Genomic DNA, 18,552 nt, shown 5'->3' on the forward strand with positions numbered 1-18,552 from the left:
ATCCTAATTGCCCTAGGTTTCGCAATCGCGGCTGCTCGCGATGAATCCCGGTCGTGCGCATCGTCTCCATTGCGGATACGAGAACCGACTGCACGAGGAGAACTCATGACCCCACTGCCGTCCGCGGTCAGCGCGCGGACCCTCGACGTTCCCGGCGCCCACCTGTACTACGAATTGCGTGGCGCGGGACCGCTGGTCGTGCTGGTGGGCGCGCCGATGGACGCCGCCGCGTTCGCGCCACTGGCCGATCTGCTCGCCGCCGACCACACCGTGCTGACCACCGACCCGCGCGGGCATCAGAACTCCACGCTCGACGACGCCGAACAGGACTCGACGCCGGAACTGCGCGCCGACGACCTCGCCCGGCTGATCGCGCACGTCGACGCCGGACCCGCCGTGGTCCTCGGTTCCAGCGGCGGCGCGGTGACCGCGCTCGCCTTGGCCCAGTCTCGTCCCGAGCTGGTCACCACGGTCATCGCGCACGAACCGCCGATCAACGCACTGATCGCCGACCGGGACGCCCACCGTGCCGCGACCGAAGACATCGTCGCGACCTACGCCAGGGGTGACATACCCGGCGCCTGGCGGAAATTCTTCGCCGCCGCGAACATCGCGATGCCCGAGCCGGTGCTCGAGCAGATGTTCGGTCCGGATCGCGACCCGCGGCAACTGGCTGGTGAACGTTACTGGTTCGCCCACGAGATCCGCGGCACCACCACGTGGGAGCCCGACCTCCGCGCTCTGCGCCACGCGCCCACCCGTCTCGTCGTCGGGATCGGCGCCGAATCCGCCGGACAATTCTGCGATCGCACCTCGCGCGCACTCGCCGCGGCACTCGGTTCGGCACCGGCGCTGTTCCCGGGCGGACATACCGGATTCGTCGACGACCCTGGCGCTTTCGCCGACCGGCTGCGCGAGGTCGTCAGCGTGTCCTGAGCCGGGAACCACCGAGGTCTCGGCTCACAACGTGAATCTGCGTCCCTTCGCCGCCCACTCACCACGACCGCGCGGCGTGATGGCCCAGCGGCCGCGGTGCTGGCAGTCCATGATCAAACCGCGCGACTGCAGGCGCAGCAATGCGCTGCGCACGGACCAGGCGGTCAATCGCGCCTGCTGCGCCAGTTGCTCGACGGTGAGCAATCCACCCGGCGCCAGCACACCCAGCACCGCGAAATCGGCGGCAGTCCTGGGTCGTCTCATCATGTTCGCAGCCCTTTCCCTCGCGGAGAACGCAGCCCGGGATCGACATCGGCGCGGCGGCCCGAGTTGCCGAATCGACGGTAGAAGCCACACCGATGCCGCCGCCCACATTTTGCGCGACTTTGCGAAGTGCGTTGACCGGCATCGGGTCCGGTGGGGACGATTGCACGACATCGTCCGCCCGCTCTCGCAAAGGATCAGCTATGAACCTGCGACTTCTCGGATCCGGATCCGACCATGGAGCTTGCCCCGCCGTGTATGCGACCGACACCGGCGTGCTCGTGGTGCAGGGCGATGCCACCGACCGCACGGGCACCGTCCGCGTACCGCACCAACTGCTGGACTGGCTGGAGCCGGGCATGTGGCTACGGGTGGAGGCCAGCGGAACCTGCGGTTCGGTGCTGGTGGCCGGTGAACCGGTCACCGACCCCGAACTGCTCGCCCAATTGACCCTCGACTGTCACGAAACCGCTGTGGTGGTGCGCTGATGCTGCACGTCGCAGGCGATCGCTGTTTCGAGCCGCTGTTCCGGGCGGCTCGATTCCGCGCCTTTCACCTGGAGGTTCGAGATCACTACGTCATGGAGGACGAGCAGGAAGCATTGCGCCGCTTCGATGCCGGAGTAGCGTACGAGCGAGAGGAACAGCCCGAGTCATGGAAATCCTGGGATGCCCTGATGGTCGAGTCGGCCGCCCGCGGAGTCACCCTCGAACGACTACGTGTCGTGACGGTCCCGCACACCGGCTACACCCGGTGGCTGTTGTCGGCCACCGACGACAACATCGCCACCGGTGAGGCGGTGCGCTGGCTGCCGCGGCATCTGGTCGACCCCGCCGATCTGCCGCACGACGACCACTGGCTGTTCGACACCCACACCGTGGCCTTCAACACCTTCGCCGAGAACGGGTCGTTCACCGGCCTGTCGATCACCACCGATCCGGCGCTGGTCAGCAGGTACCTGGGTGTGCGGGAACGGCTGTGGCCCATGGGAATCGAGCACCAACGATATTACGAGAGTGAGCACGTACACGAGTGAACGGTGTGTCGGACGCACGTGAGGTGCTGGGCGCCCGCCTGCGTGAACTTCGTCGCGCCGCCCACCTCACCGGCCTGGAGCTGGCCGCGAGGTGCGGGTGGCATTCGAGCAAGGTCTCCCGGATCGAGGGCGGCAAGCAGACGCCCTCGGAAGCCGATCTCGCCGCCTGGTGCGAAGCGTGCGGGAATATCGCCGTGCTGGACGATCTCGTCGCCAACGCACGCAATCTGCAATCGATGTACCTGGAATGGCAGCGCACCGTCGCCTCCGGGCACGCGCGCAGGCAGCGGCAGTCGATCGACCTGGAAGCGCAGACCACACAGATCCGCTGGTACGCGCCGGATACGTTGCCGGGGCTGCTGCAAACCGAGGGCTATGCGCGCGCGATCCTGACCGCCTGCATCGCCGTCACCGGCGGCCGTGACGACCTGGAAGAAGCGGTGGCCGCGCGCATGACCCGCAAGCAGGTGCTCTTCCGGGCGAAACACCGGTTCCACTTCGTGGTCAATCAGGCCGCGCTGTGGCGCACGGTCGGTGACAGCGCCGTCATGGCCGAGCAGCTCGCCCACCTGCTGGCGGTGATGGCCAACCCGAGCGTCCGGCTGGGCATCATCCCGATCTGTGCGGAGTACCGCGCTCCGGCAACGAACTTCGTCATCTACGACCGGGCGCAGGTGCTGACCGAGACGGTCTCGGCGGAGCTGACCATCACGCGGCCCTCGGAGATCGCGCTGCACGAGAAGACCTTCGCGATCCTCGCCGAGCAGGCCGAGTACGGCGATCGCGCCCGCGCGCTGATCGCGAAAGCGCTGGAACGCCGGCGCGGCGCCTGAGTACGTCCAGCCGCAGGTGCCGCCGCGATGGGGCGGCGGCACCGGGGCGCGTCAGCGCACGAAGGTCGCCGCGCGGTCGGCGAGGTCGAGCACCGGCTGCGGAAAGACGCCGAGCGCGAACGTGACCGCCGCGGTGATCGCCACGATCGTCGTCGTCAGCGGCGGGCTGACCAGCACCGGCGCGTCGGCGGGCGGATCGGTGAAGAACATCAGCACGATGACCCGCAGGTAGAAGAACGCCGCGATGGCGCTGCAGATCACGCCGATGATGACCAGCGGTGTGGCGCCGCCCGAAGCGGCGGCCTCGAAGACGGTGAACTTGCTGACGAAGCCACTGGTGAGCGGCAATCCGGCGAAGGAGAGCAGGAACAGCGCGAACACCGTCGCCAGCCACGGCGAGCGGCGGCCGAGCCCCGCCCAGCGCGGCAGGCCGGTGGCCTCGTCACCGTCCGGCTCGCGGACCAGGCTGACCACGGCGAACGCGCCGAGCGTGCCGATGCCGTAGGCCAGCAGATAGAACAACACCGCCGCGACGCCGCGGTCGTTGGCCGCCACCGGGCCGGTGAGCAGGAATCCGGCGTGGGCCACCGAGGAATACGCGAGCATCCGTTTGACGTCGGTCTGCGTGATGGCCATGACCGCGCCGACGGCCATGGTGGCGATGGCGACGGCGGCGAGGATGGGACGCCAGTCGTCGCGCAGGCCGGGCACCGCGACCTGCAGCACGCGCACCAGCGCGCCGACCGCCGCGATCTTGGTCGCCGCGGCCATGAACCCGGTGATCGCGGTGGGAGCGCCCTGGTAGACGTCGGGCACCCAGGATTGGAACGGCACCGCGCCGATCTTGAACAACAGCCCGACCGCGAGCATCGCGATCCCGAGAACCGCCAGCGTCGCGTTGTCCGGCTGCCGCGCGATCGCCTCGGCGATGCCGCCGAGGCGCACCGTGCCCGCCTGGCCGTACAGCAGCGCGACGCCGTAGAGGAAGAACGCCGAGGAGAACGCGCCGAGCAGGAAGTACTTCAGCGCCGCTTCCTGGGAGAGCAACCGCCTGTGCCGGGCCAGACCGCACAACAGATACAGCGGCAGCGACAGCACTTCGAGAGCGACGAACATGGTCAGCAGGTCGTTGGACGCCGGGAACAGCAGCAGCCCGCCGACAGCGAGCAGCGTCAGGGGAAACACCTCGGTGGTCGCGACACCCGCGCGCAGCGCCGCCGCTTCGTCCGCGCTGCCCGGCACCGCGGAGGCCTGCGGCGTGAAGGCATCGACGCCGCGTTCGAGGGTGGCGGCCGCCCGGCTCCAGGTTCCCGGGCCCGACCGCGCCCGCTGACGCGGCTGCGCTCCGCGCTCGGCGATGAACAAGATCCCCAGCAGCGACACCACCAGGATCGTGCCCTGCAGGAACAAGGTCACGCCGTCGATCGCGACCGCACCGGCGACAGCCGCGGTTTCGGTGCCCGCCAGCAGCGCCACGGCGATCAGCGCGGCGATCAAGCCCGCCACGCTCAGCACCAGATGGGTGGCATAGCGGTAAGGCCCCGCGACGAACGCTTCGGCCAGGACACCGAGCACGGCAACGCCGAACACGATGAGCATGGGCGACAGGGCGCCGTATTCGATGCTCGGCGCGGGAACGCTCGCGGCGAGCGTCGCGGTGGAGGCGAGGTCGGTCATTTGTGGGCACCTCCGGGATGGTTCGCCGATCCCGCCTCCGCCGGTGGCGCCGACGGCGCGGGATCGCTGCGGCCGATGGTGGTGAGCGTCTGGCTCACCGCGGGATCGATGAAGTCGGTCAGGACTTTCGGGTAGATGCCGAGGAACAGCAGCGCGGCGATCAGCGGGATAACGACGGCGAGTTCACGCGGAGCGAGATCCCAGATCCGTTCGTTGCCCTTCTTCACCGGTCCGGTCATCATCCGCTGGTAGAGCCACAGCACGTAGAGCGCCGCGAGCACCAGCGCGCTGGCGGCGATGACGGCGGCGAATCGGTAGCGGGTGAAGGTGCCGATCAGCACGAGGAATTCGCTGACGAACGGCGCGAGGCCGGGGAGCGACAGCGTCGCCAGACCGGCGATGAAGAACGTGCCTGCCAGCACCGGGGCCACCTTCTGCACGCCGCCGTACTCGGCGATGAGCCGGGTTCCGCGCCGCGAGACGAGGAATCCGGCCACCAGGAACAGCGCGGCGGTGGAGATGCCGTGATTGACCATGTACAGCGTCGCGCCGGTTTGCCCCTGGCTGGTCATGGCGAAGACACCGAGGATGATGAAACCGAAGTGGGAGATCGAGGTGTAGGCGATCAGGCGCATCACGTCGGTCTGCCCGATGGCCAGCAGCGCGCCGTACACGATGCCGATCACCGCGAGCGTGATCACCAGCGGCGCATAGGTGTCCGACGCGCCGGGGAACAGCAGCAGGCAGTAGCGCAGCATGCCGAAGGTGCCGACCTTGTCGACCACCGCCATCATCAGCACCGCGCTCGACGGCGTCGCGGCGACGGCGGCGTCGGGCAGCCAGGTGTGCAGCGGCCACAGCGGCGCCTTGACCGCGAAGGCGAACATGAATCCGAGGAACAGGGCATTGAGCACCGCCGGACCCGCGCCGAGCTGCCCGGCGTTGGCGGCGGCGACCACCGCGCGGAAATCGAACGTGCCCGCCGATCCCTCGCCCAATCCCTCGCGGGCGGTCAGCACGTACAACCCGATGACCGCGGCGAGCATGATCAACCCGCCGAACAGGTTGTACAGCAGGAACTTCACCGCCGCGCGTGACCGCTGCCTGCGCAGCAGCGCGTCGCCGGTGCGTGGACCGAACCCGCCGATGAGGAAGTACATCGGGATGAGCATCGCCTCGAAGAACACGTAGAACAGCAAGATGTCCAAGGCGAGGAAGGAGATCAGCACCATCGCCTCGACGAGCAGGATGAGCGCCACGTAGGTGTGGGCCACCCGTCTGCCGCTGCCGACTTCGCGTTCGTCGTGCCAGCCCGCCAGGATCAGCAGCGGCACCAGCGCCGCGGTCAGCAGCACCAGCACCAGCGCGATGCCGTCCAGTCCGAGGGTGTAACCGGCGCCGAACGCCGGAATCCACTGATGGGATTCGACGAACTGGTATTGCGCGCCGCCGGGATCGAAGCGCACCGCGAGCGCGATGCCGATACCCAGCGCCAGCACCGAGAAGCCCAGTGCCACCGCGCGTGCGAGGGTGCGCCGCGCGGCGGGCAGCGCCAGCACGATCGCCGCGCCGACCACCGGCGCCAGCCACAGCGTCGTCAACCAGGGGTATTCGTTCACCACAACCTCACCGCCAGCAGGGCGGCGGCCACGAGGGCCGCGCCGGTGAACATGGACAGGGCATAGGAGCGCACGAATCCCGACTGCACTCGCCGGGCCCGCGCGGACAATCCGCCGATCAGCGCCGCGGTGCCGTTGACGATGCCGTCGATACCGCGGTTGTCGAGGAAGACCAGCGCCCGGGTCAGGTACTGTCCCGGCCGCATGAGCGCGGTCTCGTTGACCGCGTCGCCGTACAGGTCGCGGCGCGCGGCGACGGTGAGCGCGGAGACAGCGTCGGGCGCGGTCTCGGGGACCTCACGCTGCGCGTACTGCGAGTAGGCCACCCAGACCCCCACGGCGACCACGCCCAGCGCGAGAACCGTGACCAGCGCCGCGGGAACGGTTTCGGTGCCGTGGTGGGCGCCGACGACCGGTTCGAGCCAGTTCTGCAGCGAGGAGCCGAAGACGAACACGGCCCCGGCCCCGATCGAGCCGACGGCGAGCAGGATCATCGGCCCCGTCATCACCGCGGGAGCTTCGTGCGGATGGGTGTCCGGTTTCCAGCGGCGTTCGCCGAAGAACGTCATCAGCATGACCCGCGTCATGTAGAACGCGGTCAGGCCCGCGCCGAGCAGCGTGACCAGCCCCAGTGCGACCCCGCCGAGGCCGCCTTGGTTGAACGCCGCCTCGATGATCCGGTCCTTGGAGAAGAATCCGGCGAACGGTGGCACGCCGATGATGGCGAGGTAGCCGAGGCCGAAGGTGACGTAGGTGATCGGCAACAGCGTGCGCAGTCCGCCGTAGCGGCGCATGTCGGTCTCGTCGTTCATCGCGTGCATCACCGAACCGGCGCCGAGGAACAGCCCGGCCTTGAAGAACCCGTGGGTGAGCAGATGCATGATGGCGAAGGCGTACCCGGCGGGACCGAGGCCGGCGGCCAGCACCATGTAGCCGATCTGGCTCATGGTGGAGGCGGCGAGCGCCTTCTTGATGTCGTCCTTCGCGCAGCCGATGATCGCGCCGAACAGCAGGGTGACCGCGCCGACCAGCACCACGCCGAGGCGCGCGTACGGTGCGAGATCGAAGATCGCGTTGGAACGCGCGATCAGGTACACGCCCGCGGTGACCATGGTGGCCGCGTGGATGAGCGCCGACACCGGGGTGGGGCCCTCCATCGCGTCACCGAGCCAGGATTGCAGTGGCACCTGCGCGGACTTGCCGCACGCGGCCAGCAGCAGCAACAGGCCGATCGCGGTGAGCGTGCCCTCGCCCGCGCCGGACGCGGCGCCGAACACGACGTCGAAGTCGATGGATCCGAACGTCGCGAACATGACCATCATCGCGATCGCCAGGCCCATGTCGCCGACCCGGTTGACCACGAACGCCTTCTTCGCCGCCGTTGCCGCCGACGGCTTGTGGTACCAGAACCCGATCAGCAGGTAGGAGGCCAGGCCGACGCCTTCCCAGCCGAGGTAGAGCACCAGGTAGTTGTTCGCCAGGACCAGCAGCAGCATGGCCGCGAGGAACAGGTTCAGGTAGGCGAAGAACCGCCGCCGCGCCGGATCATGGCTCATGTAGCCGATCGAGTAGACGTGGATCAGCGAGCCGACACCGGTGATCAGCAGCGCGAAACACATCGAGAGCTGGTCCAGGCGCAGCGCGAAGTCGACCTGGAGCCCGGCCACTGGGACCCAGCTGAACAGGTCCTGGTGCACCGCGCGGTCGGCGGTGTCGCGCCCGAGCATGTCCGTGAACGCCAGCGCGGCGACCACGAACGAGGCCAGGGCCAGCGCGGTGCCGAGCAGATGACCCCACTTGTCGGCGTGACGTCCGGTCAGCAGCAGGACGATGGCGCCCGCCAGGGGGAGGGCGGGCAGCAGCCACAGCGTCGCGGTGTCCACGTCAGAACTTCAGCGCGCTGGCGTCGTCGACCGAGGTCGAGCGGCGGGTACGGAAGATGGTCATGATGATGGCCAAGCCGACGACCACCTCGGCCGCCGCGACCACCATCGTGAAGAACGCGAACACCTGTCCGTCGAGGTTCTCGTGCATCCTGGCGAAGGTGACGAACGTGAGATTCACCGCGTTGAGCATCAACTCCACGCACATGAACACGACGATGGCGTTGCGCCGCAGCAGCACTCCGGCCGCTCCGATCGTGAACAGCAGGGCGGACAGGAACAGGTAGTTCTCGGGATTCACCGGTTGCCTTCCTCGTCGCTGGGTGTGTCGGTCCCGTCCGGTGCGGGCGTGGTGCCGACCGAGATGACGGCCGCTTCGGTGAGCGCCCTGGTGCGGCGGTGCCGCAGGATGGTGCTGACCGACAGTTCCTCGAACGACCCGTCGGGCAGCCGCGCGGGGATGTCCACCGCGTTGTGCCTGGCGTAGACGCCGGGGGTGGGCAGTGGTGTGGCGCGGTGGCCTTGCTCGCGGAACCTGCGCCGCGACAGCTCGCGCTGGTCGGTGCGGGGGCCGAAGTGCTCGCGGTGGGCGAGCACCATGGCGCCGATGGTGGCGGTGATCAGCAGGGCGCCGGTGAGTTCGAAGGCCCACACGTAGCGCAGGAAGATCAGTTCGGCCAATTCGGCGATCACGTTGCGTCCGGGAAAACCCCTGGCGGGGAGAGTGATGCCGGATTCGCGCACGCCGTGGGCGATGCCGCTGCTGAGCAGCAACCCGAAACCGACGCCGACCGCGGCGGCGGCGAGCCGCTGGCCGCGGATGGTCTCCTTCAAGGATTCGGCGGAGTCGACGCCGACGAGCATCAGCACGAACAGGAACAGCATCATCACCGCGCCGGTGTAGACCACGATCTGCACGATGCCGAGGAACAGGGCGTCCTGGGCGATGTAGAACGCGGCCAGCGCGATCATCGTGGCGGCCAGGCACAGTGCGGAGTGCACCGCCTTGGGGGCGAACACCATGCCGAGGGCGCCGAGTACGGCCAGCGGGGCGAGAATCCAGAACTGGACGGTCTCCCCGGTGGAGGCGCGGGTCAATGGCTCCGCGGCCAGGATCAGTTCGGTCACCGTGTCGCTCCTTCCACACCGGCGGCGGCAGGTCGGCGGGGCACATCGGTCGCCGTGGCTCCGTTGGGGGCCGGCGCGGCGCCCGGCACTCGGCCGAGGTAGTAGTCCGCCTCGTCGGCGCCGGGGTGCATGGCGTGCGGCGGCGCGGTCATTCCCGGTTGCAGCGGGGCGAGCAAGCGGTCCTTCTCGTAGATCAGATCGGCCCGGTTGTCGTCGGTCATCTCGTAGTCGTTGGTCATCGTCAGCGCCCGGGTGGGGCAGGCTTCGATGCACAAGCCGCAGCCGATGCAGCGCAGGTAGTTGATCTGATAGACCCGGCCGTATCGTTCACCGGGCGAATACCGTTCGGTCTCGGTGTTGTCGGCGCCCTCGACATAGATCGCGTCGGCGGGGCAGGCCCACGCGCACAGCTCGCAGCCGATGCACTTCTCCAACCCGTCGGGATGCCGGTTGAGCTGGTGCCTGCCGTGGTAGCGCGGCGCGGTCGGCGTCTTCTGCTCGGGATAGAACTCGGTGTTCGGCTTCTTGAACATGGTGCCCGCGGTGACGGCGAACCCGGCCAGCGGCTCGAACAGCCCGGCTTTGGCGCGGGTGGCGTCGCGGGCGTGCGCGTCGGCGGGCAGCGGCGGAACCGGGAAGCCGAGGAAGACCGTCGAGTCGGTGCCGTCCGCTGCCACGGGTTCCTCGACCGGTGGTGGCGCCGCCTGCGCTCGGCCGGCGCGCAGGAACTGCAGCACCAGCAGGCCGGTGACCACCAGGCCGCCGATCACCAGGATGGGGGTTTGCACCCGGTAGCCCTCGGCTTGCAGCACCCGCGCGGTGGCCACCACCATGACCCAGGCCAGCGAGGTCGGGATCAGCAGTTTCCAGCCGAGATTCATGAACTGGTCGTAGCGTAGCCGTGGCAGCGTGCCGCGCAGCCAGATGAACACGAACAGGAACGTCCAGACTTTCGCGGTGAACCACAGCACCGGCCACCAGCCGGAATTCGCGCCGTCCCACATGTTCAACGGCCATGGCGCGTGCCAGCCGCCAAGGAACAGGGTGGTGGCCAGCGCGGACACCGTCCCCATGTTGACGTACTCGGCCAGCATGAACATCGCGAACTTGAGCGAGGAGTACTCGGTGTGGAAGCCGCCGACCAGCTCGCCTTCGGCCTCGGGCAGGTCGAACGGCGCGCGGTTGGTCTCGCCGACCATCGAGACGCAGTAGATCAGGAACGACGGCAGCAGCAGGAACACATACCAGGTGCCTTCTTGCGCGGACACGATGCCTGAGGTGGCCATGGTGCCCGTGAGCAGGAACACCGTCGCGAAGCACAGCGCCATCGCGATCTCGTAGGAGATGACCTGCGCGGTCGAGCGCAGCCCGCCCAGCAGCGGGTAGGTGGAGCCCGAGGACCATCCGGCCAGCACGATGCCGTAGACGCCGATGGAGGTGATCGCGAGGATGTACAGCACCGCCACCGGCAGATCGGTCAGCTGCAGCGGAGTGGTGACACCGAAGAAGGACACTTCCGGTCCGAACGGGATGACCGCGAAGGCCATGAAGGCGGGCACCACCGAGATGACCGGCGCCAGGATGTAGATCGGCTTGTCCACGATCGCCGGGACGATGTCCTCTTTGAGGGCCATCTTCACGCCGTCGGCGATGCTCTGCAACGAACCGAACGGCCCGGTGCGGTTCGGGCCGATACGCATCTGCATGCGCGCCACGATCTTTCGTTCCGCCAGCACCGCGACCAGCGGGATCAGCATCAGGTAGACGAAGACCGCCAGCGCTTTGACGATCACCAGCCACAGGGGGTCGTGCCCGAAGCCCGCGGGTGCGTAGGGATCGGCGGCGGTGTCGGTCACCGTGGAGGCCAGGACGAGCGTGGCGAGATCACTCATGGCGGTGCTCCTTCATCCTCTCGTCGGCGTGCCGCAGCTGCACGATCGCGCCGGGCTGGACGCCGAGTTGCTCGGCGATGGAGCAGCCGGGCGAGTGCTGCGGCAGCCAGACCACGCGGTCGGGCAGGTCGCTGATCAGCAGGGGAAGCGTGACCGCGCCGCGGCTGGTGGCGACGGTGACCGGATCGTCGGGCTGCACGCCGATCTCGGCGGCGGTGGCCGCCGACAGCCGCACCACCGGAGGCCGGGCGATGCCGGCCAGGTTGGGTTCGCCGTCCTGCATGCGCCCCTCGTCCAGCAGCATGCGCCAGCCGGCGAGCACCGCCGTTCCTGGTTCCGGCCGCGGCAGCGGGTTCGGCGCATGGGTGGGTGCGGTGACGGGCGTGCCGTCCCACGCGCCGAGTTCGTCGAGTTCGGCGCGGGCGGAGTCGATGTCGGGCAGACCCAGGCGCACCGACATCTCGGCGGCGATGGCGTGCAGCACGCGCTGATCCGACAGCGGCGCGGCCTGGCGGCGCACCATGTCGTCGCCGAGCGCGGCGGCGAACGGGCGCGGCCTGCCCTCCCAGGTGCGGAAGGTGCCGGATTTCTCCATCGCCGTGGCCACCGGGAACACCACGTCGGCGCGTTCGGTGACGGCGCTGCGGCGCAGTTCCAGGCTCACCACGAATCTGGCGGCGTCGATGGCGGCCAGCGCGGCGGCCGGGTCGGGCAGGTCGGCGACGTCGACTCCGCCGATGACCAGCGCGCCGAGGCCGGGCGCCGCCTCCAGGATGGCCGTCGTGTCGCGGCCGGCGCCCACCGGCAGTTCCGGCACGTTCCAGACGGTCCTGACCTGTTGGCGGGCGCGGGGATCGGCGACCGGCCTGCCGCCGGGAAGCAGGCCGGGCATGGCGCCCGCTTCCACCGCGCCGCGTTCGCCCGCCCGGCGCGGCACCCAGGCGAGGGCGGCGCCGGTCTCATCGGCGAGCCGCACGGCGGCCGACAACGCGCCCGCGACGGCCGCCATGCGCTCGCCGACCATGATCACCGCACCCGGTTCGCGCAGCAGCCGGGCCAGGTCGGCCAGCTGGGCGGGATCCGCACCGGGCGTGGTGATCTCGCCGGTGCGGATCGCGTCGAGCAGATGCGGTTCGGCGCCGGGCACGGTGCGCATCAGCCGTCCGGACATGCGCTCGAGCCCGCGCGATGAGTACGGCGCCAGCGCATAGATCGGCAGGCCGCGCTTGCGGGCGGCCTTGCGCAACCGCAGGTAGACGATCGGTGACTCTTCTTCGGGTTCGAATCCGACCAGCAGCACGACCGGCGCGGCTTCCATGCTGTCGTAGGTGACCGCGGGGTCCTGGCCCGCGACGCGGGCGGCGAGGAAGTCGGCCTCCTCCGCCGAATGCGCCCGGGACCGGAAATCGATGTCGTTGGTGCCGAGGGCGACTCGCGCGAACTTGGCGTAGGCGTAGGCGTCCTCCTCGGTGACCCGGCCGCCGACCAGGACCCCCGCGTTACCGAAGGACGCGGCCAGTCCCTCCGCTGCCGCGGCCAGCGCCTGCGACCACGAGGCGGGGGTGAGTTCGCCGTCCCAGCCGCGCACCAAGGGGGTGGTGAGCCGGTCGGGCTCGGTGGCATAGGTGAAGGCCCACCGGCCCTTGTCGCAGTTCCACTCCTCGTTGACCTGCGGGTCGTCGCCGGCCAGCCGGCGCAGGACCTTGCCGCGGCGGTGGTCGGTGCGCTGGGCGCAGCCGGAGGCGCAGTGCTCGCAGACGTTCGGGCTGGACACCAGGTCGAACGGGCGTGCCCGGAATCGGTAGGCGGTGCCGGTGAGCGCGCCGACCGGGCAGATCTGCACGGTGTTGCCGGAGAAGTAGGAGTCCAGCGGTTCGGCCTGCGCGGTGCCGACCTGTTGCAGCGCGCCGCGATCCATCAGCTCGATGAACGGATCGCCGGCGATCTGCTGGGAGAAGCGGGTGCAGCGGGCGCACAGCACGCAGCGTTCGCGGTCCAGCAGCACGGCCGTGGACAGCGGAATCGGTTTGGGGTAGGTGCGTTTGCGGCCGTCGAATCGGGATTCGGCGCGGCCGGTGGACATCGCCTGGTTCTGCAGCGGGCACTCGCCGCCCTTGTCGCACACCGGGCAGTCGAGCGGATGGTTGATCAGCAGCAGCTCCATCACGCCCTCCTGCGCCTTGTCGGCGGCGGGGGAGGTGAGCTGGGTGCGCACCACCATGCCGTCGGCGACGGCCATCGTGCAGGAGGCGACCGGTTTGCGCTGCCCTTCGACGTCGACCAGGCATTGGCGGCAGGCGCCGACCGGGTCGAGCAGGGGATGGTCGCAGAAGCGGGGGATCTGGATGCCGATCAGTTCGGCGGCCCGGATCAGCAGCGTGCCGGGCGGCACGCTGACGGCGGTGTCGTCGATGGTCACGGTCACCAGGTCGGTGGGCGCGGGGCCGCCGTTGTCGTCACGCACGGTGGCGGGCCCGCTCGCCGCACGGCCGCCACCCCTGATCGCATCGCTGCGCGATACCGGTTTCATCGGACCTCTTCTCCTGACTCCGCCCATGCCGTGCTGCGCGCCGGATCGAACGGGCAGCCGCCGAGCCGCAGGTGTTCGGCGTACTCCGCGCGGAAGTACTTCAGCGAGGAGACGATCGGGCTGGCCGCGCCGTCGCCGAGGGCGCAGAACGACTTGCCGTTGATGGTGTCGCTGATGTCGAGCAGCTTGTCCAGGTCGGACGCGACGCCGGTGCCCGCCTCGATGCGTTGCAGCAGCTGCACCAGCCAGTAGGTGCCCTCCCGGCACGGGGTGCACTTGCCGCAGGACTCGTGGGCGTAGAACTCCGTCCAGCGCAGCACCGCCCGCACCACGCAGGTGGTGTCGTCGAAGATCTGCAAAGCCTTGGTGCCGAGCATGGATCCCGCGCCGGCGACGCCTTCGTAGTCGAGCGGCACGTCGAGGTGTTCCTCGGTGAACAGCGGCGTCGACGAGCCGCCCGGCGTCCAGAACTTCACCCGATGCCCGGCGCGCACGCCGCCCGCGTAACCGAGCAGCTCGCGCAACGTGACGCCCAGCGGCGCCTCGTACTGCCCCGGCCGCGTCACGTGACCCGACAGCGAGTAGAGGGTGAAGCCGGGCGATCGCTCACTGCCCATGGACCGGAACCACGCGATGCCGTTGCGGATGATGGGCGGCACGCTGGCGATGGACTCTACGTTGTTCACCACGGTCGGGCAGGCGTACAGGCCTGCGACGGCGGGGAACGGCGGGCGCAGCCGAGGCTGGCCGCGGCGGCCTTCCAGCGAGTCCAGCAGCGCGGTCTCCTCACCGCAGATGTAGGCGCCCGCTCCCGCGTGCACGATCAGTTCCAGGTCGTAGCCGGAACCGAGGATGTCGTGACCGAGGAAACCCGCTTCGTAGGCCTGGGCCACCGCGGCCTGCAGCCGCCGCAGCACCGGAACGACTTCGCCGCGCAGGTAGATGAACGCGTGCGCCGCGCGGATGGCGTAGGCGGCGATGACGACGCCTTCGATCAGCGCGTGCGGCGCGGCCAGCATGAGCGGAATGTCCTTGCAGGTGCCGGGTTCCGACTCGTCTGCGTTCACCACCAGGTAGTGCGGTTTGGTGACGCCGTCGGGCCCGGGGCCCTGCGGGATGAAGCTCCATTTCATGCCGGTGGGGAAGCCCGCGCCGCCGCGCCCGCGCAGGCCCGCGTCCTTGACCGTCTGGATGACCTGATCCGGCTCCATCCGCAGTGCGGCGCGCAGCGCTTGATAGCCGTCGTGGCGCAGGTAGGTGTCCATCGTCCAGGACTGCGGGTCGTCCCAGTAGGTGCTCAACACCGGGGTGAGCGTCATCGCGTGCCCTCCGCGTCCGTCTCGGCCGCGGGGGCACGCATGCCCTGCTCGCGGGCGACCCGCAGACCGGCGAGCGTCGCCTCACCGGCCGCGCCGTCGAGCACACCGGGGCGCTCGTCGGGGAACCCGGCGAGGATGCGCGCGGTCTGCTTGAACGTGCACAGCGGCGCGCCCCTGGTCGGGGTGACCTGTTGCCCGGCCCGCAGCGCGTCCACCAACGCTCGCGCGGACTCGGGGGTCTGGTTGTCGAAGAACTCCCAGTTCACCATGATCACCGGCGCGAAGTCGCAGGCCGCGTTGCACTCGACGTGCTCGAGCGTGATCGACCCGTCCGCCGTGGTCTCGCCGTGCCCGATGCCGAGATGGCGCTCGAGCGCGGCGAGGATTGCGTCGCCGCCCATGACCGCGCAGAGGGTGTTGGTGCAGACGCCGACGTGGTAGTCACCGGTGGGTGTGCGCCGGAACATCGAATAGAAGGTGGCGACCGCGGTGACTTCGGCGCCGGTCAGGCCCAATTGCTCGGCGCAGAACTCGATTCCGGTGCCGGTGACGTAGCCCTCCTCGGACTGCACCAGGTGCAGCAGGGGCAGCAGCGCCGAACGCGGATGCGGGTAACGCGCGATGATCTCCTTGGCGTCGGTCTCGAGCCGTTCGCGCACGAAGGGCTGATAGGGCTCGGGGCGGGTACTGAGCTTCAGCAGGACTTGCGTCCCGCCGGTCGCGTAGCCGCCGTTGGGGGTGTCGCCGTGCGTTGCCGGGTTCATCGGTCCACTCCGCCCATGACGGGGTCGATGCTGGCGACCGAGGCGATGACGTCGGCGACCATGCCGCCCTCGCACATCGCCGCGACCGCTTGCAGATTGGTGAACGAGGGGTCGCGATAGTGCACCCGGTAGGGCCTGGTGCCGCCGTCGCTGACCATGTGCACGCCCAGTTCGCCGCGCGGTGACTCCACGGCCGCGTACACCTGGCCCGCGGGCACGCGGATGCCTTCGGTGACCAGCTTGAAGTGGTGGATCAGGCCCTCCATGGACGTGCCCATGATCTTGCCGATGTGCGCGGGGGAGTTACCCAGTCCGTCGGCGCCGAGTTGCAGGTCGGCGGGCCAGGCGATCTTCTTGTCGTCGATCATCACCGGTCCCGGCCGGAGCCGGTCCAGGCACTGCTCGACGATCTTCAGCGATTCCTTCATCTCATCCACCCGGATGACGTAGCGGCCGTAGCAGTCGCATCCGGTGGTGGTGGGGACGTCGAATTCGTAGTTCTCGTAGCCGCAGTAGGGCTGGGCTTTGCGCAGGTCGTGTGGCAGGCCGGTGGCGCGCAGCACGGGGCCGGTGATGCCGAGGGCCATGCAGCCCTGCAGGTCGAGATAGCCGATGTTCTGGGTGCGTGCCTTCCAGATCGGGTTGGCGGTGAGCAGGTGCTCCATGTCGCGCAGCCGTTTGGGCAGCAGCGCGAGCAGTTCGCGCACTTTGGTGACGCCGTCCTCGGGCAGGTCCTGGGCCAGGCCGCCGGGGCGGATGAACGCGTGGTTCATGCGCAGACCGGTGATCGTCTCGAACACGTCGAGGATCAGCTCGCGTTCGCGGAAGCCGAACAGCATCGGCGTCAGCGCGCCGAGCTCCATGCCGCCGGTGGCCAGGGCGACCAGGTGCGAGGAGATGCGGTTGAGCTCCATCAGCAGCACGCGCACGATCGTGGCGCGCTCTGGGATCTGTTCGGTGATGTCGAGCAGCTTCTCCACGCCCAGGCAGTACGCCGTCTCGTTGAAGAACGGCGACAGGTAGTCCATCCGGGTGACGAAGGTGACGCCCTGGGTCCAGTTGCGGAATTCGAGATTCTTCTCGATTCCGGTGTGCAGGTAGCCGATGCCGCAGCGGGCTTCGGTGACGGTTTCGCCTTCGATCTCCAGGATCAGCCGCAGCACGCCGTGGGTGGACGGATGCTGCGGGCCCATGTTGACGACGATGCGTTCTTCGCCCGCGCCGGACAGCGTCTCGGCCACCTGGTCCCAGTCCTGCCCCGCGACGGTGACCGTGGCGGGCTCGGGGGAGGTGACCTCGGGTTCGGTGTCGGTGTCGTGCATCAGCTGTATGCCCTCCGCTCGTCGGGCGGCGGGATGCGCGCGCCCTTGTATTCGACCGGGATCCCGCCGAGCGGGTAGTCCTTGCGCTGGGGGTGGCCGCGCCAGTCGTCCGGCATGGTGATCCGGGTCAGCGAGGGGTGCCCGTCGAACCGGATGCCGAAGAAGTCGTAGGTTTCGCGCTCGTGCCAGTCGGTGGTGGGATACACCTCGTAGAGCGAGGGGATGTGCGGATCGGCGTCCGGCGCGGCGACCTCCACCCGTAGGCGGCGGTTGTGCGTGATCGACATGAGGTGGTAGACGGCGTGCAGTTCACGGCCGGAATCCTCCGGATAGTGCACGCCGTTCACACCGAGGCAGAGTTCGAAACGCAAAGCGGGGTCGTCCCGCAGCGCGCGGGCCACCACGGGCAGCTGCTCCCGGCGCACGTGCAGGGTTAGCTCGCCGCGGAAGACGATCACCTTCTCCAGCGCCGCCTCCGGACGGGAGCCGGCGGCGGTGAGCGCGGCGCGCAGCGCGTCGACGACCTCGTCGAAGTACCCGCCGTAGGGTGGCGGCGTGCCGCCGGGCAGGGTGACCGGGCGGACCAGGCGGCCGTAACCGGAGGTGTCGCCGGTGCCGGTGACGCCGAACATGCCGCGGCGCACGCCGATGACGTCGGCCTCAGGCGGTACGGAATCCTCCTCCGGCAGTGTGCCTTCCGGCCCCGCGGTGGCCGCGGCATCGATCGCGTCGTGCGCGGGCGGGGTCTCGGTGTCGTCGGGGGTGTCGAAGGTCATCGCAGCAGACCCTCCATCCGGATGGTCGGCGTCGAGGCGAGCGCGGCCTGTTCGGCGGCGCGGACGGCTTCCTCGCGGTTGACGCCGAGCGGCATCTGTTGAATCTTGGCGTGCAGTGCCAGGATCGCGTTCAGCAGCATCTCCGGCCGGGGCGGGCAGCCGGGCAGGTAGATGTCCACCGGCACCACGTGATCGACGCCCTGCACGATGGCGTAGTTGTTGAACATCCCTCCGGATGAGGCGCAGACGCCCATCGCGAGCACCCATTTCGGTTCGGTCATCTGGTCGTAGACCTGGCGCAGCACCGGAGCCATCTTCTGGCTCACCCGGCCCGCGACGATCATCAGATCGGCCTGCCGCGGCGAGGCGCGGAAGGCCTCCATGCCGAAGCGGGCGATGTCGAATCGGCCCCCGCCGGTGGCCATCATCTCGATGGCGCAGCAGGCCAGCCCGAAGGTGGCCGGCCACAGGGAGCCCTTGCGCAGGTATCCGGCGAAATCCTCGACCGTGCTCAGCAGGAAGCCGCTGGGCAGTTTTTCCTCGAGACCCATGTTCTACTGACTCGCTTCCATT

At 69.2% G+C, this 18,552-nt stretch carries 17 protein-coding genes; 4 read left to right on the forward strand and 13 right to left on the reverse strand.

Annotated elements, in window-relative coordinates:
• The first annotated feature begins 105 nt into the window (after positions 1-105).
• Positions 106-936, forward strand: coding sequence for an alpha/beta fold hydrolase (locus tag ACWDMM_RS00400; RefSeq protein ID WP_449935255.1), 831 nt, complete (start codon positions 106-108; stop codon positions 934-936).
• A 24-nt stretch (positions 937-960) separates the two neighbouring features.
• On the opposite strand, the gene ACWDMM_RS00405 is transcribed toward ACWDMM_RS00400, so the two are convergent.
• A complete protein-coding gene (locus ACWDMM_RS00405; RefSeq protein WP_159929549.1) occupies positions 961-1,203 on the reverse strand; it encodes a MarR family transcriptional regulator in 243 nt (80 codons plus the stop codon).
• A 251-nt stretch (positions 1,204-1,454) separates the two neighbouring features.
• Between ACWDMM_RS00405 and ACWDMM_RS00410 the strand changes: the two genes are divergently transcribed.
• The 3 genes from ACWDMM_RS00410 to ACWDMM_RS00420 are packed head-to-tail and all read left to right on the forward strand — an operon-like array spanning position 1,455 to position 3,069.
• The gene (locus ACWDMM_RS00410) at positions 1,455-1,688 is read left to right on the forward strand and encodes a hypothetical protein (RefSeq protein WP_051020738.1); all 234 of its coding nucleotides are present in this window, start codon (positions 1,455-1,457) and stop codon (positions 1,686-1,688) included.
• Positions 1,688-2,236: a DUF6879 family protein gene (locus ACWDMM_RS00415; RefSeq protein ID WP_357104950.1), complete on the forward strand. Its 549-nt coding sequence runs from the start codon at positions 1,688-1,690 to the stop codon at positions 2,234-2,236. Before ACWDMM_RS00410 ends, ACWDMM_RS00415 begins: the two co-directional genes overlap by 1 nt.
• A 5-nt stretch (positions 2,237-2,241) precedes the next feature.
• On the forward strand, positions 2,242-3,069 hold the full coding sequence (locus ACWDMM_RS00420) for a helix-turn-helix domain-containing protein (RefSeq protein ID WP_323124272.1): 828 nt from the start codon (positions 2,242-2,244) through the stop codon (positions 3,067-3,069).
• Positions 3,070-3,120: 51 nt separating this feature from the next.
• Here ACWDMM_RS00420 and nuoN read toward each other — a convergent pair whose 3' ends face one another.
• The 12 genes from nuoN to ACWDMM_RS00480 are packed head-to-tail and all read right to left on the reverse strand — an operon-like array spanning position 3,121 to position 18,530.
• Positions 3,121-4,746 carry an NADH-quinone oxidoreductase subunit NuoN gene (nuoN, locus tag ACWDMM_RS00425; RefSeq protein ID WP_357104954.1) on the reverse strand — a complete coding sequence of 542 codons (1,626 nt, stop codon included), beginning with the start codon at positions 4,744-4,746 and terminating at the stop codon, positions 3,121-3,123.
• Positions 4,743-6,365: an NADH-quinone oxidoreductase subunit M gene (locus ACWDMM_RS00430; protein WP_195081172.1), complete on the reverse strand. Its 1,623-nt coding sequence runs from the start codon at positions 6,363-6,365 to the stop codon at positions 4,743-4,745. Before ACWDMM_RS00430 ends, nuoN begins: the two co-directional genes overlap by 4 nt.
• The gene (gene nuoL / locus ACWDMM_RS00435) at positions 6,362-8,248 is read right to left on the reverse strand and encodes an NADH-quinone oxidoreductase subunit L (protein ID WP_195081173.1); all 1,887 of its coding nucleotides are present in this window, start codon (positions 8,246-8,248) and stop codon (positions 6,362-6,364) included. The genes ACWDMM_RS00430 and nuoL overlap by 4 nt, the downstream gene beginning before the upstream one ends.
• A 1-nt stretch (position 8,249) precedes the next feature.
• The gene (gene nuoK, locus ACWDMM_RS00440) at positions 8,250-8,549 is read right to left on the reverse strand and encodes an NADH-quinone oxidoreductase subunit NuoK (RefSeq protein ID WP_195081174.1); all 300 of its coding nucleotides are present in this window, start codon (positions 8,547-8,549) and stop codon (positions 8,250-8,252) included.
• The gene (locus ACWDMM_RS00445; protein WP_195081175.1) at positions 8,546-9,376 is read right to left on the reverse strand and encodes an NADH-quinone oxidoreductase subunit J; all 831 of its coding nucleotides are present in this window, start codon (positions 9,374-9,376) and stop codon (positions 8,546-8,548) included. The genes nuoK and ACWDMM_RS00445 overlap by 4 nt, the downstream gene beginning before the upstream one ends.
• On the reverse strand, positions 9,373-11,268 hold the full coding sequence (gene nuoH / locus ACWDMM_RS00450; RefSeq protein WP_449935263.1) for an NADH-quinone oxidoreductase subunit NuoH: 1,896 nt from the start codon (positions 11,266-11,268) through the stop codon (positions 9,373-9,375). The genes ACWDMM_RS00445 and nuoH overlap by 4 nt, the downstream gene beginning before the upstream one ends.
• Complete coding sequence (locus tag ACWDMM_RS00455; RefSeq protein WP_357104958.1) at positions 11,261-13,798, reverse strand: NADH-quinone oxidoreductase subunit G; 2,538 nt, start codon at positions 13,796-13,798, stop codon at positions 11,261-11,263. The genes nuoH and ACWDMM_RS00455 overlap by 8 nt, the downstream gene beginning before the upstream one ends.
• Positions 13,795-15,117: an NADH-quinone oxidoreductase subunit NuoF gene (gene nuoF, locus ACWDMM_RS00460; RefSeq protein WP_195081178.1), complete on the reverse strand. Its 1,323-nt coding sequence runs from the start codon at positions 15,115-15,117 to the stop codon at positions 13,795-13,797. Before nuoF ends, ACWDMM_RS00455 begins: the two co-directional genes overlap by 4 nt.
• Positions 15,114-15,881 carry an NADH-quinone oxidoreductase subunit NuoE gene (gene nuoE / locus ACWDMM_RS00465; RefSeq protein ID WP_195081179.1) on the reverse strand — a complete coding sequence of 256 codons (768 nt, stop codon included), beginning with the start codon at positions 15,879-15,881 and terminating at the stop codon, positions 15,114-15,116. The genes nuoF and nuoE overlap by 4 nt, the downstream gene beginning before the upstream one ends.
• Positions 15,878-17,203 (reverse strand): NADH dehydrogenase (quinone) subunit D, encoded by a 1,326-nt coding sequence (nuoD, locus tag ACWDMM_RS00470; RefSeq protein WP_357104964.1) that lies wholly within the window; start codon positions 17,201-17,203, stop codon positions 15,878-15,880. Before nuoD ends, nuoE begins: the two co-directional genes overlap by 4 nt.
• The gene (locus ACWDMM_RS00475) at positions 17,203-17,979 is read right to left on the reverse strand and encodes an NADH-quinone oxidoreductase subunit C (protein WP_357104967.1); all 777 of its coding nucleotides are present in this window, start codon (positions 17,977-17,979) and stop codon (positions 17,203-17,205) included. The genes nuoD and ACWDMM_RS00475 overlap by 1 nt, the downstream gene beginning before the upstream one ends.
• Positions 17,976-18,530 carry a NuoB/complex I 20 kDa subunit family protein gene (locus ACWDMM_RS00480; RefSeq protein WP_067807367.1) on the reverse strand — a complete coding sequence of 185 codons (555 nt, stop codon included), beginning with the start codon at positions 18,528-18,530 and terminating at the stop codon, positions 17,976-17,978. Before ACWDMM_RS00480 ends, ACWDMM_RS00475 begins: the two co-directional genes overlap by 4 nt.
• Positions 18,531-18,552 lie beyond the last annotated feature (22 nt).

It is taken from the genome of Nocardia sp. NPDC003726, from assembly GCF_053586955.1.